The 15,877-nt window shown below is 39.9% G+C and carries 12 protein-coding genes; 4 read left to right on the top strand and 8 right to left on the bottom strand.

Translation table 11 applies throughout. From position 1 onward, the window contains the following. Positions 1-212 precede the first annotated feature (212 nt). From FTU79_RS09350 to FTU79_RS09340, 3 genes are all read right to left on the bottom strand, one after another. The gene (locus tag FTU79_RS09350; RefSeq protein ID WP_180049787.1) at positions 213-935 is read right to left on the bottom strand and encodes a hypothetical protein; all 723 of its coding nucleotides are present in this window, start codon (positions 933-935) and stop codon (positions 213-215) included. Between the two features lie 188 nt (positions 936-1,123). Further along, positions 1,124-1,462: a GlpM family protein gene (locus FTU79_RS09345; protein ID WP_180049784.1), complete on the bottom strand. Its 339-nt coding sequence runs from the start codon at positions 1,460-1,462 to the stop codon at positions 1,124-1,126. Positions 1,463-1,596: 134 nt separating this feature from the next. Then, positions 1,597-1,980, bottom strand: coding sequence for a hypothetical protein (locus tag FTU79_RS09340; RefSeq protein ID WP_180049782.1), 384 nt, complete (start codon positions 1,978-1,980; stop codon positions 1,597-1,599). A 179-nt stretch (positions 1,981-2,159) separates the two neighbouring features. Here FTU79_RS09340 and uvrA point away from each other — a divergent pair, with 179 nt between their 5' ends. Further along, positions 2,160-4,991, top strand: a complete 2,832-nt coding sequence (gene uvrA / locus FTU79_RS09335; protein ID WP_180025908.1) for an excinuclease ABC subunit UvrA — start codon at positions 2,160-2,162, stop codon at positions 4,989-4,991. Between the two features lie 12 nt (positions 4,992-5,003). Here the strand turns inward: uvrA and FTU79_RS09330 are convergent, their stop codons facing one another. Beyond that, positions 5,004-6,791, bottom strand: a complete 1,788-nt coding sequence (locus FTU79_RS09330) for a KAP family P-loop domain protein (protein ID WP_180049780.1) — start codon at positions 6,789-6,791, stop codon at positions 5,004-5,006. Between the two features lie 272 nt (positions 6,792-7,063). Further along, on the bottom strand, positions 7,064-7,915 hold the full coding sequence (gene blaOXA, locus FTU79_RS09325) for a class D beta-lactamase (RefSeq protein WP_373685656.1): 852 nt from the start codon (positions 7,913-7,915) through the stop codon (positions 7,064-7,066). Between the two features lie 202 nt (positions 7,916-8,117). Between blaOXA and FTU79_RS09320 the strand changes: the two genes are divergently transcribed. Beyond that, entirely contained in the window at positions 8,118-8,927 is an 810-nt protein-coding gene (locus FTU79_RS09320; RefSeq protein ID WP_180041377.1) for a toxin-antitoxin system YwqK family antitoxin, read from the top strand. Positions 8,928-8,986: 59 nt separating this feature from the next. Here FTU79_RS09320 and FTU79_RS09315 read toward each other — a convergent pair whose 3' ends face one another. Beyond that, entirely contained in the window at positions 8,987-10,693 is a 1,707-nt protein-coding gene (locus FTU79_RS09315; RefSeq protein ID WP_180049778.1) for a diguanylate cyclase, read from the bottom strand. Positions 10,694-11,792: 1,099 nt separating this feature from the next. Here FTU79_RS09315 and omp33-36 point away from each other — a divergent pair. Then, positions 11,793-12,689, top strand: a complete 897-nt coding sequence (gene omp33-36, locus FTU79_RS09310) for a porin Omp33-36 (protein WP_180049776.1) — start codon at positions 11,793-11,795, stop codon at positions 12,687-12,689. Between the two features lie 58 nt (positions 12,690-12,747). Here the strand turns inward: omp33-36 and FTU79_RS09305 are convergent, their stop codons facing one another. After that, positions 12,748-13,443 (bottom strand): ion channel, encoded by a 696-nt coding sequence (locus FTU79_RS09305; RefSeq protein WP_180049774.1) that lies wholly within the window; start codon positions 13,441-13,443, stop codon positions 12,748-12,750. Positions 13,444-13,697: 254 nt separating this feature from the next. Between FTU79_RS09305 and FTU79_RS09300 the strand changes: the two genes are divergently transcribed. Then, on the top strand, positions 13,698-14,072 hold the full coding sequence (locus tag FTU79_RS09300) for a hypothetical protein (protein WP_180049772.1): 375 nt from the start codon (positions 13,698-13,700) through the stop codon (positions 14,070-14,072). Positions 14,073-14,160: 88 nt separating this feature from the next. Here FTU79_RS09300 and FTU79_RS09295 read toward each other — a convergent pair whose 3' ends face one another. Then, positions 14,161-15,876, bottom strand: a complete 1,716-nt coding sequence (locus FTU79_RS09295; RefSeq protein WP_180002715.1) for a cation acetate symporter — start codon at positions 15,874-15,876, stop codon at positions 14,161-14,163. Position 15,877: the final 1 nt, after the last annotated feature.

Raw genomic sequence — 15,877 nt, 5'->3', positions numbered from 1 at the left:
AATGGCGATTCAGCGTTTAATTGGTTTTGGGAAAAAAGAAGAGTTTAAGGAAATTTTGGCAATTTTAAGAAAGCAGAATCCTGATAGGATAAGGGTTCTGTGAAATTTGTCGTGTACAGAGATAAAAATTTAAGGATCTAAAATTACTTTTAGATCCTTTTTTTAATACGGTTGGATTCGGTTCAAATGACCTTACACGATCATTCAGTGTATTAGCGTTTAAAACGATACCATCCGAGGAAAATCCCCATCGCGATAATCACCAAAAAAATCGCAAAACGTGCTTCACGCAATTCACTGCGCGCTGCTTTGCGTTCCTGCATTTCTTCTGAATGAAATTGTGATTTGATCATCGGATCAAGTTGAGCAATGGCCAATAAATCTTTGGGTTTCTCGCCTTTACCTAAAATCAAATACAGCCCTTTCATCTGCATTTCATTCAGTTTGCCCAGCTCAATATTCAGTTGAGTTGCTTGTGCATTATAGTCAGGCACCCAATCTTCTACGCGGGCATATACATGGGCACGACTGGTATCAAAGAGCGATGCATCCTGCACTTTCTTACCCGTCTGATCTTCCAATTGTTCACTCAAATCGGAAAATTGGGACAGTACATAGTCTTTTTTCTGTGCCAACTGCACGCCGTCAAAAGCATACTCTTGTATTTTTTGTGCAGGATTATTTTTCAATAATAAGCCTTGGGGAACGACTTTAAAGTCCAATACGGTATTGTCAGGGACTTGGTTGGTTTGTAGCACCATATAGACCACAGACCATAGCTGTTCATTTTGCGCGACCGCAGGCACGCTCATGCTATAGCGCTGCTCTGCTGCCGGGTCAATAAACTGTTCAAACGCGAGGATTTGACTGTCTTCAGCCCACAGGATTTGGCTTGAAAACATGAGGCAGATGATCACCCAAAATTGTTTTAACATTATTTGCTCTTATCATGATTATTTGCTGTTCTGGCAGAATTATAATTATTTATTCAAATACTTACATTCCAAACCACACATTTAATGATTGGAAATTCATCCTAATTTTAGGCAAATCTATTGTTTTATAAATTATCTGCACACATAAAAAGTTGATCTGAATCAGCACCTATATAGGCTTTCGATGCTTACTGAAAACTCTGCCATGCATAAATCAAAACAGCAGCTGCTAGCACCCAACTCAAAGTTGCTACACTCAAACATGCCGTTAAGCTCATACGTGTTGCGAGCAGATACACCAACAATAAATAAATGAAATACGGGATAAGAGACCAGAGCCCAAACAACGCTGTTTTTTGTAATGCGGCTGCACCCTGATCATTTGCCACAATGACATGGGCAATCAACGCAAAAGTCGGAAACAATGGAACCAAACCTGCAATATAAAACACCTTACTTTTAGACAGCAAAGCAATTAATACCACAACAAAGGCACCCATTAAGCTTTTGAGAAATAAGGACAACATGGCATTCTATGGTTTCGATAAAACTGCATTTTACGCCTTTTCTGCGATAGTCCTGAGATTTTCTAATGCATTTTTATGCACATAGCACAGGAGATTTAAACGATGAACTTAAAACAGTCATAGTGCCGTGATCTTTATGCACCTTTACACCATAGGCTAGATGTAAAGCGCGCTTTTTGTTGCTCAGCCATTTGCTTAAACTGCGCTTGAACTTTTAAATCTTCAGCACTCATCAAATGTTGATTGTTTTCAACAATTGCCAAAACCAAATCAAACTGTTGAGGAATTTTTTCGCAAGCCAGATGCTTTTTTTCAGCTTCTGTTTTGGCTTGACCTAATTTTGCAATATACAGATCAATTTTTTCACTTTCGGTATTCAGCGCCAAAGTTGCTTGTTCTAAGCTGTCATAATTTTGCGCTTTCGGTGTTTGGTTCGGGGTACATGCACTCAAAAACACACTACACATCAATAAACCCATCACAGCTAATGTTGGATTGAGATGAAGTTGCCATTTCATGTTAAAAGTCCTAGATTGCTGATTTGCGGATGTTTTAGGGCATCGGCACAGACAGCTATATTTTGATTCGGCCATTTTTCTCACAAAGTCACGCATAAATCTAGGTTTAAATTACACTTGAACATTTTTCATGCGCTATCATATATAGGTTTTTCGATGAATCTTTTAGGACCCCTTGCATGAGCCAAAGCCATATCCGTATTCGAGGCGCACGTACCCATAACTTAAAAAATGTGTCACTCGATATTCCACGCGACAAGTTTGTGGTCATTACGGGTCTTTCTGGTTCAGGGAAGTCCTCTTTGGCTTTTGATACCTTGTATGCTGAAGGTCAACGTCGCTATGTTGAGTCCTTATCTGCCTATGCACGCCAATTCCTTTCGCAAATGGAAAAGCCCGAAGTTGACTCGATTGAAGGCTTGAGTCCTGCGATTGCCATCGAACAAAAATCAACGAGCCACAACCCACGCTCAACAGTGGGAACAATCACCGAAATTTACGACTATTTACGTCTACTCTATGCCCGTGTCGGCACGCCGTATTGTCCTGAACATGACCTCCCGATGGTGGCTCAGACTGTGTCTGAAATGGTCGATACCGTCAAAGGTCTAGAAGAAGGCACGGCGCTTATGTTGCTTGCCCCTGTGGTCCGTGACCGTAAGGGTGAATACACCAACTTATTTGAACAATTACAAGGTCAAGGTTTTGTCCGTGCGCGTGTCGACGGTGAAGTCATTGATATTGATACTCCGCCTGAACTCGACAAAAAGAAAAAGCACACCATCGAAGTCGTTGTTGACCGTTTTAAAGTTCGTGATGACCTCGGTAACCGTATTGCAGAAAGCTTTGAAACTGCACTACGTATGGGTGGCGATATTGCCATTTTGTCGTGGATGAAAGGCGAACAAGAAGATCGCGTATTTTCTGCGAAACACTCTTGCCCTGAATGTGAACGTGCCGTTGGTGAACTTGAACCACGGCTATTTTCCTTCAACAATCCATTCGGTGCATGCCCTGTTTGTGATGGTTTAGGCACACGCAGCCATTTTAGTGCTGACAAATTGATTCCCAATAATGAAGTTTCGATTAGCCAAGGGGCAATCCGTGGTTGGGACCGTCAACGTCCGTATTACTACAGCATGATCCAAAAAGTTGCCGATCATTTTGGTTATTCTCTAGACACACCGTGGAATGAACTCGATGCCGAGACCAAAAAGAAATTCCTTTATGGTACAGGCAAGGAAAAAGTTGACCTCAGCTATATTGATGAACGTGGTCGTTCGCACAAACGTGTGCAAGCCTTTGAAGGGATTCTACCTCACCTAGAGCGTCGCTATCGTGAAACGGAGTCGAACTATGTGCGTGAGGATTTAGCACAGTATTTATCCAATGCCGCATGTGATGCTTGCGGTGGCTCACGTCTCAATGAAATTTCACGTCATGTTCGAGTTAAAGATAAAACCATCGCGCAAATCACCAAGATGTCGATTGGCGATGCTGAAAGCTATTATCAAGACCTCAACTTAAGTGGTGCCAAAGGCGAAATTGCTGACAAGATTTTCAAAGAGATTCGTGAACGTTTGCACTTCCTAGTCTCTGTCGGTTTGAACTATTTAAGTTTATCGCGTTCGGCAGAAACACTGTCGGGTGGTGAAGCTCAGCGTATTCGTTTGGCTTCGCAAATTGGCGCGGGCCTGATGGGCGTAATGTACGTGCTGGATGAACCCTCTATTGGTTTGCATCAGCGTGATAATGACCGCCTATTGGAAACCCTAGTACGTTTGCGTGACTTAGGTAATACCGTATTAGTTGTAGAACATGATGAAGATGCGATCCGTGCCGCCGACCATATTATTGATATTGGCCCCGGTGCAGGTGTGCATGGCGGTCATGTGATTGCCGAAGGGACGTATGATGAAATTTTGGCAAATCCAGATTCATTAACTGGTCAATATCTATCAGGAAAGCTCAGTATTGATGTGCCGAAAACACGCACACAACCGCCAAAACCTGAAGAGCAAATTAAGTTAATGGGCGCTGCGGGTCATAACCTGAAAAATGTCGATTTGACTATTCCTTTAGGTGTGATGACCTGTGTGACAGGTGTATCAGGTTCAGGTAAATCGACGCTGATTAACCGGACATTATTGCCGCTTGCAGCGACTCAATTGAATGGTGCAACCACATTAACGGCTGAGAAATTTGATTCGATTGATGGCTTACAGTTCCTCGATAAAGTCGTTGATATTGACCAAAGCCCAATCGGTCGTACACCACGTTCAAACCCTGCAACATATACCGGTTTGTTTACCCCTATTCGTGAACTGTTTGCGCAAACCCCTGAAGCCAAAGCACGTGGCTATGCTGCAGGTCGATTCTCGTTTAACGTGAAAGGCGGTCGCTGTGAGGCCTGTGAAGGCGACGGTATGATTAAGGTTGCAATGCACTTCTTACCTGATATGTATGTGCCTTGTGATGCCTGCCACGGCAAGCGCTATAACCGCGAAACGTTAGAAGTTGGCTATAAAGGTCGTAACATTTCTGATGTCTTAGAAATGACGGTTGAAGATGCGATGCATTTCTTCGATGCCATTCCTGTGATCCACCGTCGTTTGGAAACCTTGAACCAAGTGGGCTTGGGCTATATCCGTTTGGGTCAGTCTGCAACCACACTTTCAGGTGGTGAAGCGCAGCGTGTCAAATTGGCTCGTGAGTTGGCGAAGCGCGATACAGGCAAAACCTTGTATGTGCTTGATGAACCAACAACTGGTCTACACTTCCATGATATTGCCAAGTTGCTCGACATCCTGCATGAGCTGCGTAATAAGGGCAATACCATTGTAGTGATTGAGCATAACTTGGATGTGATTAAAACTGCCGATTGGATTGTGGACTTAGGCCCTGAAGGTGGTGCGGGTGGCGGTATGATTATTGCCGAAGGTACACCTGAAGTTGTTGCGAAGAATAAAGTGTCGCATACAGCGAAGTTCTTAAAGCCGATGTTGAAGTGATATAGAAAGGGCTCATAAGAGCCCTTCTTTTTTAAAGTTATCTATTACAAATTCAATGTTTTTCTTATTTGCTAAATCATTACTAGAATTAAGTTTATTAACTAAAATTGCTTCGATACTTTGCTTGATTAAAGGCGTTAAAGCTATATCTATCTTCTGCTGTAGGATTCGCTCCATTATTTTTCCTTTATGAATCTTTTTTAACTCCTCATCTACTGAAGAGTCTGAAAAAATAAAATTCTCCCAATCATTTTGAATTGCATTTTTTAGCACTAAGTTCGCTTTATTCTTGATTCCTCCATCTAAGATATACACCTTTAACACATCGAATAAAGGGGGCAATCCTGCTTGTGGATTTTTTGCTTTCCAACGCTTGATATACCAATGGAAGAAGTTTTCTTTTTTATAACCAAATGATGTAGCATTATCCCAAATATACTCATAACGTTCATGTAATTCTTGATCAAGCCAATCCATAACATTTCTTTTAAGTTTTTTTGATAAATCATTTCGTCCAAACTTTTTAAGTAGAAAACAATAAAAATCTAACTCTTGTAAATCTGTAAACTCTATTGACGATGTTGACTTCTCAAATAAACAATCACAATAATCTTGATCTACCTGTAAGTTTCGCCATTGATTCATTAAAGTGCGGAGTTCTTTTGTTATTAAATTATTTTTTTCTAATATATAATCTGAATTAGCTAACTCTCTTAGTTTCGAATAATCTAAACTACCCTCTTGATCAAACCATTTTTTATACTCAATTAACCATTTCCCTAAATCAGTAGTAAAATGATATGAGACTTTATTAAGCTGATTTAATACTTTAAATTTTGTTCCCTGCAACTCCTCATCTTCAACTTGATCCATTAATTTGATAGCATTTTCAGGTGTAAAATCATTCCATCCTACATTTAAACCTTGACCATAATCCTCAATCAAATATCCTTGTAAAACTCTAATTAAAATAATTTCTTTTGTTGAGTAAGCAACTTCTGCAGGTAATTGTTCTAGAAACTGCTTATACAGTTTTATTACTTTTTGAAAAAATCTAAAATTATGAATCTCTAACTCTTCAGCAAATTTAATCATCAAATTAACTAAATCGTCATCTATATCTTTTGTTTTTGCACGAATCAAAGGCTCAACAGAATTAATTTTGATAGTTTCATCAATTAACTTTTCTTTATATTCCACATATTTCTTCTTATTTTCATCTTCATTTTTTGACTCATCTAAAATCAAAACAACTTGGCAATTTCGCTCTAATTTCAGTTGATTCGCCAACCCCATTACATCTTTGATGTCTAGATTTTTAGACATTCGTTCAAAGTCATCAAAACAAATAATGGCATCTTTAACTTGAGCATATAACATGGATTCAAAAATTCGTGCAGAAGAACTAATTCCATATTCGCTGCTCGTTAGTTTAACCTCTCTTAAAGCTGTAAGTCCCTTTTTGATGAATGTGGGTATTTCAAAGTTCTTTGAGGATTCTTGATTAAAGTAATTACTACTCATATTTGTGGATATAGCAGCTTTAAGATCAGATAAATTTTCTATACCAAACAATGATACATAAGCATATTTTTTACTAAATATTCTTTGATCTTTATTTCTTTGAAAAGCTGGCAAATGTTTAATTTTTTCTTCTTCAAATTTTGCACGTATTTCTAGAAATTTATTCCACGCAAAAGTTTTACCTACTCCCCAACAACCTGTAATCGCAATTGCGATCCCATTATTATCATTTGTTTTAAAAATTTCTTCTAAACGTTGTTCTTGAGCTTGGTTCATTTTCTTGAAATATTAATAACTTGTATCCTTTATATCTGCAAAAAATCATAAATTCAATCACAAGACGGCGACATGGATGTCGCCTGTTTGACTGGAGCAGCACGGATGTGCCCTCAGTCAAACAAAAGCATTTTGCTTACTTTTGTGCTTTCAAAAGTAAGATAAATCCTACGCAATGGAAGCTAAAACCTAATGCAAAGCGAGGACGTGCCAATTCAAAATTCAAAATTCAAAATTCAAAATTCAAAATTCAAAATTCAAAATTCAAAAAATTAACGTAAATAATGAAACACACCCAACTTATCCAACACATCCAACGTCAACTGCTTACGCTCCGCCACATCATCCCCTGCAGCCATCTGCAAATTCAAACTAAACGCCGTGATCTTGCCATGACCATCATCCACCCAACCGGTATACCAACCGACTTGAGGTTCCACATCCATACCCCAACCACTCTTGGCATATAACTTCGCATCCCCACGGCTTTCAATATAAAGCATATCTTTGACTTGCTTTTGTACCGCGACATCAAACGGTAATTTCTCTGTCGCAAGCTGATACGCAAATTGGACTTCTTGTTCAGGCGTAATCTTTAACGGCCCAACCAACCAAAAATTATCCACCTGTTTGCCAATATTGGCATTGCCAAAACCGACCCGTTTGACTTCTTGTTGCATTAACGCCAAACCTATTCGCCTTGCCAGTTCCTGATATACAGGAACTGCAGATGCTTGCATGGCTTCACCCAAAGTCAGGTCTTTTTCCCATGAGGGGAAAGCACGTTTTTCACCTTTCCATTTAAAAACTTCATTGGCTGTCGCCTTCTGATGCTGCAAACCAATTAATGCATTTAACATTTTAAAAGTAGATGCGGGAATGTATTCGGTGTGGGCGCGCTGTAAGTCATTGCCATAATGACTTAAACGCTGACCATCAAATGTGACAAATACCGCCTGTGTCTGTGCTTGATTAAATAAAGACGGAATCTCACTCACCCTTGAATTTTCTAAATTGGCTTGAGTGGTTTGTTTTAAGTGTTGAGATGAATCCAACATGCCTTCATTAGCTGTACATGCAGTCAAACTCAAGACCGTCATCAACGATAGATATATTTTTTTCATTGCACTATTTTTATGGTGTTTAAAGTCCATAGTATAAGATGAAGTTCAAACCTGAATTGTGTACTTTTCAACAGTCTTGTATCTGTTGCAAACTCAACGTATCGACTATTTATTTTTAAATAAAACATCCTTATGATGACGCCTATCGTGGACTCAACAACGAATAATTTTTAACTTTTTAAAATATAAAAGCATACTAACAATGAATAAATTTATCTTAAGTTTCAGCCTCTTATTATGTCCAATATATAGCTTTGCCGATGGCTATCTAAACGAATACATGGTGCTGTTTGTCTCACAAGAAGACCCCGGTCTTAGCCCATGGAAAGATAAGCCGCAGTGTAAAGCCCTCAGTACCCCGACTTCACACAAAGGGATCTATGAAAATCAATATGTCTATGCCAATGGCAATGCCCTAACCACCATCTTTCTGAGCAACAGCAAAATTAAAAACGGTGAATGTGAACATTTAATTCACTTTCCAGATGGTATTCAAGGCTCAGGCGTATTTGAAAGTTTCTTCCCCAACGGCAAACCCCGTAGCCGCATTGCTTATAAAAATGGGGAGTACGAGGGCAAACTTGAGTTTTGGTTTGCCAATGGGATAAAAGAGCAAGAAAGTAGCATCATCAATGGCGAGTCGCAGGGGGATTACAAAATTTGGCATCCGAATGGCCAACTGGCTTTTTCTCAAAATTATAAAAATGGTCTCGAAAATGGCCTGCGCCAACGCTGGTATAGCGATGGTAAACCATGGACTTATGCCAATTTTCAAAATAATAAACTGATTGGTGAGCTGAAAATGTGGTTTGAAAACGGCAAACTAGAACGCCAAGGTTATTATCGTAATGGCGTTCGTCATAACAGTTATAAAATTTGGTATGACAATGGGCAACCTGAAGCGGTGCTTCAGTACAATTTAGGCAAAATTACCCAAGCCCAGTGTTGGAATGTAGATGGTAGTCAAATGAACCAACAAGCCTGCAATAAATTATATAAAGATGAAGATTAATTGATTTTTCTAGCTAACTTTATGAATCTGCCAAGATATTTATGAATATCAAGCTGCGTTTAGGCTGAAACACGGTCACGCCCCGCAGCTTTGGCTTTAAATAATGCTTGGTCTGCGCGCTCTAATAAATCGATCCAGCTTTTGGCACCCACTGCAACACCAATACTCACCGTCACAATGAGATCGGCTTCGTCCTCTGCCAAATTAAAATTCACATGCTGAATATCATGCCGTATGGTTTCGGCAATGTGCTGGGCTTTGAGCATATCAATCCCCTCGATCAGGACTAAAAACTCATCTCCTCCATATCGCACCACCAAGTCGGATGAACGAATATGTTGTCGTAATTGATTGGCAACATGTTGAATCACCAAATCGCCGACAATATGCCCATAGCGGTCATTCACCTGTTTAAAGTGATCAATATCAATCACGATCAGTGCTGTATGTAAAAAGCCTGAATTTTGGCTGTCGCGAAATTTAATATATTCATCTAAGGCAAAACGATTGGCGACATTGGTGAGTGAGTCAGTATTGGCAATATGTTTAAGCTGAAATTCAAAGGCATCACGTTGTTCCAACATGTTTTCAATATGCTGAATGGCATCAAATAAACTGAGATAACCTACTTTGGCAGGTTCAATCACGCCTTGATCCATTTGTCGGTGCCGAGCCAGTTTAAATAACTGATTACGAGCACGAATTAAAGGTTCAAACACCCATTTCTTGGCATAGAACATCGTTAATAATGCAGTCAGTAATGACACGAGCGAGACAAAAAGCGTGAAAATCAATTTATTTCGCGCTTCACGTTGTTCATCCGCAGCTACTTTGAGACTGTAATCTAAAATATAACTTTGCAATTCCACCACTGTGACAAATTTATTGACCATTGCATCAGTGAGCTGGGTGCCATCCATGTGATAACGCTGATGTTGAAGACTTTTTTGAGCCAAACCATCAATAATTGGCAAACCTTTATCTAAAAATTCCGTTCGTACCGCATGATGTAACTGTTTAAACTCGGGTGTTTTGTCATGTTCGGACTGCACGACATTGATCAATTCCCATAGATAGCGTGTTTGACGCTGGGTTTGTAAACTCCGCGCTAAATTTTGCTCTGGAATTTCCTGTTGAAATGATACCGCAGCCATAATATTTGATGCGACTCGTCCCGCCTGATCACGTAATTCTGCCAGTAATAAAATCAGCGTGTAATAATTCGATACACGGGTATCTTTACCATGTGAATGATTGACCAATTTCTGCATGGCAATATAGCTTTGATCCCAAGCTTGGAACATCGCCAAAATGGCATGATCCAATTTTTTAGCTTCACGCTGTTGTGTCGGCAGCGCAATATATTGATCGACCGTTTTGCGACCCTGCAACAAATATGGATATAAATTGGACTCTAACTGCTGGGCGATCGGTGCAAAGCCCGTTTCTTTTAAAACTTTCAGTGTATCTTGATATTGCCGATCAACGCCTTGACGATATTCAGCCAACTCAATAATTTTTTGCTCGCGCTGTTCACCTTGACTCGACATTGCACTGTTAGCTGGCGCACGTTCACGAGAAATTTGGTTGGTTAAATCTGCCACCATTTTTAGCATCTGAATTTCTTTCAGCGCTTGAGCATTTTTGAGGTAGTTTTGATAACTGCTCACAATCAGTGGAACACTAATAAATACGATAGACAAGACGATTACTAGCATCGCAAGTTGCAAGCGCTTACTAATATGCTCTGTTCGTAATGTTTCCATCTATTTTATGCCCCACACTTGTTGCATACCCCAACCCACTTATCAACTAAACGCGGGAATATTTAAATTAATGATCAATAATTTATTAATTTATAAAATGAACATTTATACAGCTAAATTCTATACAAATGTGTTGAATCTGTCACATTTTTATCATTTTAAAACGAGATAATTTGCTAAAAAACAGCAACATATTTGAAAGGAATAAATTTTTTTATGAACTTGCTTAAATAAATATTTACAATTGCAATAAATTGGTGCAGAATGCACCGTATTAGGGCACACTAAATTTCTTCCTCAGCAGAATATTTTAGTTTCCCGAAAATTTTGGCTAAAAAATCCTGATTTTCCATGAAAATCAGGATTTTTTTTGTCTGGACCTACTGAACTCGATGATAAATTCAATAATATATGCACCATAAAAGGGCATTTATTTTTATTCCATCTCCGTTTTATCTATAATCTTTGCGGTAAAGTTCCATTTTTAGACAAAAAAAAAGCCCAACCTTGGGGAAAGCTGGGCGAATAAAAAACAAATGATGGAGAATCAGGGTCAAAGTCACACTTTTAAACTGTGTGACGACTCGATTGGCAAATTATGAATCAAATAAAACCTGATGTAAAGCCAAGTATTTCACAAGGATATTAAATTTATCACTAAGATATTCATTTAAGTGAAGTAGACCTCAGATTTAAAACAAAAACGTCCATTTACTATGCAAATAAACAGTTTTTGCCCAACAATTCGGCAGTCAAAGCCGCAATTTATCGCTTCAAATGCGTGAAAAGCGTTAGAATTTACCCACTACAATAAATGTTATTTTGAATTAAAATAACAATAATAATTGTTATTTCAGATTGAAAAGTTGTGTATTTTTTCAAGTGTATTTTTTTAATTAAGAATTTAATCAAACTTACTTAATTGTTCTCAATGATTTTTTTTCAGTGACTTATTAGTTAGAGTAAAAACTGAATTTCTTATTATGAAATAAAGATCTGAGTCAGAGACTGAATAATAACCTTTAGGATCATTGACTTAATATATTGTTACAATACAATGCTCAATGTTTAATCCATTTGTAACAACTGGTAGAAAATCATGAAAAAACTCGGTTTAGCCACTGCTTTATTATTAGCCATGACCGGTGCTCAAGCTTACCAATTTGAAGTTCAAGGCCAAGCAGAATACATCGACACAACTACAAATGACAAAGATTTCATTGGTGGTGTTCAAGGTACTTACTACTTCAAAAATGTTGACTCTACAAAAGGTCCTTTAGCAGAAGCTGCATTCTTAAACCAAGCTTCTAACGTAGCTGTTGCTTACAACTACGGCGAAGTTGGTTCACAAGGTGTTGACGTAGTTGCTCATAACTTTGGTGCTAAAGCTGAAGCTTATGTTCCAACTAAAGTTGTTCCTGTATACGCTAGTGCTTCTTACAGCCACACTATCCTTGACAGCAAAAATGCAAACAACACTGATGACAACGGCGACCGTTATGCATTAGAAGTTGGTGCGCTTCCAACTCAAAACTTCTTAGTTGCTGTTGGTTACACTAGCGTTGCTGACCAAGCTGCTGTTGACGCGTTCAACGTTATGGGCAACGGTGTTGCTAAAGCTGCTGCAGAAGCTGCGACTATTGGTCAAGACCAAGACGCTATCACTGCACGTGCTAAATATGTTGGCGCAATCGACGACACTAACATGGCAATTGGTTTCGAATCAGGCATCATCTACGGTGATGACACTGCTTACCAATTCAAAACTGATCTTTTCGTAACTCCTAAATTAAGCGTTGGTGCTTCTTACGCTGAATCTAGCTTTGCTGGTACTCCAGACTCAGCTTGGGGCGCGAACGTAAACTACTTCATCACTCCTGCTGTTGCAGTTGGTGCTAGCTATGTAAATGCTAACTATGAAGCAGCTAAAGCGACTGAAACAAGCTTTATCGGCGACACTCAAACTGTTGGCGTAAACGCTAAATTCCGTTTCTAATTCATATTAGATACTGAATACCAAAAAGGACGCATTTGCGTCCTTTTTTTTCCTGCCATTATTTGTCTTTGGGCTCATGGCGTTCCGGTAAATGGGCAATATATTGCAATGCAATTAAGCGTGAAACGATGAGAGCCAAATACATCACCCCACAGAACATTTGAAGCATAGCCAAGACCCGTGCAGGCGCACTCACAGGCATGAGATCCGACAAGCCCGTGGCAGACTGCAAACTAAAACTTAAAAATAATAAATCTAACCACGACTGCATGCCCGGCTCTGCAGGATTTACAAAACTATCCGGATAAATCAGCTGACAAATACTATAGAGAAAAGCAAAACCCCATGCGATGAGGGTAAATACTGCCCCTGCTGCAAAAAGTTCATCTTTGGTTAAATAGCGATCGGCAAACATATAGCGTAATAAGCCATAGGCTGCACTAAAATACGCACAGGCTTCAAAACCATGCGCAATAATTTGAATATTCGGATGATTTACACCGAGCATAATCAAAGTAGAAAACAATACGGCGCAGCCAACAAAACTCAGTCCTAGAATCGTAAACATTGGAGTTTGGCGAATCACTTTGGCAATGATCAATAGTACCGACACCCCAAGTACCCAAATTAGCGCACGAAAAGACAGACTTTCTCGGGTAATCGCGGTTAAAACCAAGATCAGAAACTGCACCAGTAACAGCCATGCTGAGGGTAAAAGTCTAAAGCTTCTCCAAAAATCCACGAATCCTTGCATTATGTTCAATCTCTATATTTTTTTATCATGCGCTGAAATGATCAATCTGAAGCATCATCAACTGATTGATTTTAAATTAGCATGAAGCAAGTTTCTTCTACTGCAAAGATTTGTTGAGCGTGTCCTGAAAAACATCACATATGCCTACTGTTCTGCCTCAGTTTTTTTATCACCTATGAGCCTCAAAAAGCCTATTGTAAGTTTCAGCATTCAGGCGCACATTTAAAGAAATCTCCTGCGTGGTAGATTTCATTATGAAAAAACATCTCGTATTTGCTCCCCTCTGTCTGCTCATGCTCCCTGCCTGTACACAAAACAGTCCGCTCCTCAAAGGCCATGAAAATTATGTGGGGACTTGGCAAAACAACCACAGTGAATTAGTGATCAAATCGTCGGGCGAAGTGACGTATTACCATCAAGAACATACTGAAAAAAGTATTGCCAACCAAACCTTCAGTGGTGCTGAACAGTCGCGAATAAAAGCCCATTTGAGCAGTTTTGGTGATCAGAGCTTTAGCATCGGTCAGGATAATTTCTCTCAACAATTCACCATTCAGCGCTCGCCTTATCAAGATGATCAAGGCCATTGGAAAATGTCGATCAATGGAGAAAATTATACACGCAAATAGGACAGAGATTTGTCTACAAACCTCTGCGTCATATCATTCACTAAATATAAAAAAAGCCCCTTATTAGGGGCTTTTTAGGCGATTCAGATTAGTGATCTGAAGCACCAGAGATACCAATACCAGTTTGTGAACGTACATACTGTGCATCGAATGCTTTACGCTCAGCTTGTGCTTGTGCTGAATTATCAGTCACAGAGAACAACCAGCAGCAGATGAATGCCAATGGCATTGCAAAGATAGCAGGACCATTGAATGGGTTAATTGGTGTTTCAGAGATTGCGAATGTATCTACCCAAACTGCTTTAGATAAGATAATTAGGGTCACTGCTGTAAGCAGACCTACTAAACCGCCAATCACTGCGCCGCGAGTGGTCAAGCCTCTCCAGAACATAGACAATACAAGTACTGGGAAGTTTGCACATGCTGCTACAGAGAACGCCAAGCCAACCATGAATGCAACGTTTTGTTTCTCGAACAAGATACCTAAAATCATCGCGAAGATCGCAAGACCTAAAGTCGCGATTTTAGACATACGAAGTTCAGATTCTGGCGTTGTTTGACCTTTCTTGAATACGTTTGCATACAAGTCATGTGAAATAGCTGAAGCACCAGACAATGTTAGACCTGCAACAACTGCAAGAATCGTTGCGAATGCCACCGCTGAAATGAAGCCCATGAACAAATCACCGCCTAATGCATCAGATAAATGCACCGCAGCCATGTTGTTACCACCAACAAGCTCTAGCTTGCCAGTTACCGCCATTTTTGCAACATCAAGGAATTGTGGGTTGTTTGAAACGTAAAGGATCGCACCAAAACCAATGATGAAAGTCAGTAGGTAGAAGTAACCAATGAAACCTGTTGCTACAACCACTGATTTACGCGCTTCTTTGGCATCTTTAACCGTGAAGAAACGCATTAAGATGTGTGGTAAACCTGCTGTACCGAACATTAATGCCAGACCTAGAGAGATCGCATCAATTGGGTTCGCAGCCAATTTACCAGGCCCCATAATATTGCCCGCTTCTGCCAAAGTCACTTCGTGAACTTTAGAGAAAACTTGAATAGATTGTGAGAACATTTCAGAGAAGCTGAAGCCCACGCCCTTCATGACCATGAATGCCATGAACGTTGCGCCAGAAAGTAGCATCACTGCTTTAATGATCTGTACCCAAGTCGTTGCCAACATACCGCCGAAGATTACATACGCCATCATCAGCAAGCCAACAATCACAACCGCAATGTTGTAGTTTAGACCGAATAACAATTTGATTAACTGGCCTGCACCTACCATCTGTGCGATTAGGTAGAACGCTACAACCACCAGCGAGCTCATTGCTGCCAATGTACGTACTGGTTTTTCAGCCAAACGGAACGATACAACGTCAGATAAGTTGAATTTACCTAAGTTACGCAGACGCTCTGCTACTAAGAACAATACAATTGGCCAACCCACCATAAAGCCCAATGAATACAGCAAGCCATCAAAGCCTGAACTGAATACCATTGCGGAAATACCGAGGAACGATGCTGCTGACATATAGTCACCGGCAATCGCTAGACCATTTTGGAAACCTGAAATACCACCACCAGCAGTATAGAAATCTGCAGTGTTGGTAGTTTGTTTTGCAGCCCATTTAGTAATTAGCAGCGTAAAACCTACAAAGATGGCAAACATGATAATTGCGTGCCAGTTGGTCGCTTGCTGCTGTGCTTCACCTAAATCTGGTCCTGCCATTGCCATGCTTGACATGAGCAGAGCGGGAGCCGCCAGTGCTGTTGCTTTCAATGAATTCCATTTCATC

Source organism: Acinetobacter sp. YH12144, from assembly GCF_013418345.1.
GTDB classification, from domain to species: domain Bacteria; phylum Pseudomonadota; class Gammaproteobacteria; order Pseudomonadales; family Moraxellaceae; genus Acinetobacter; species Acinetobacter amyesii.
The sequence above is the reverse complement of the archived record's forward strand: the minus strand, read 5'-3'. Positions and strand labels throughout refer to the sequence as shown.